1 pseudogene is annotated in these 618 nt (G+C 46.0%); it reads right to left on the reverse strand.

The features are described 5' to 3' along the window. A pseudogene (locus ACYVRH_RS14090) lies at window positions 1-618 on the reverse strand (bifunctional phosphoribosylaminoimidazolecarboxamide formyltransferase/IMP cyclohydrolase); the annotation flags it as partial.

Here is a 618-nt window from a genome sequence, read left to right on the forward strand (position 1 = left end):
GGATATAGGCGTCTGAGGCTAAAACTCTTGCCGGAAGATTGTCCTTCCATGGACTGCCGCCCGTATCAGCGCTTTCTAAAGACTCCGCCTCTAAAATGGAGGCGCTTCTTTCCAGAGACTGCTTTGCGGGCCAGATGCGGTTTACCTGCCCGCAACCTATGCCCGTCGCGGACTGCTCTTTAACAATTAAAATCGCGTTTGATTTTACAAATGTTACCGCCCTCATTCCGAAAATCATGTCTTTAATATCGCTTTCCTGCGGGACGGCCTTTGTTACTACTTCCCATTTTTCAAGAAGTACGCGGTCGCTCTGTTGAACCAAAACGCCGCCGTCAACCGTAATGTATTCATGCCTTTCTTTTGGAGCGTTTTTCAGTTTTATAATGCGCAGATTTTTTTTCATTTTTAAAATATTAAGCGCGTCCTTATCAAAATCCGGAGCCGCGACAATTTCCAAAAATAACTGGTTAAGCCTTAAAGCGACCGCCGCGTTTACTTTCGCGTTACAGGCGATTATTCCGCCAAATATCGATACGGGATCACAGGCGAAAACTTTATTATAAGCGTCAAGCAATGTTTCCCCAAGCGCGATACCGCAGGGAGTGTTATGCTTAATGG

The organism is Treponema sp. R80B11-R83G3, assembly GCF_054786115.1.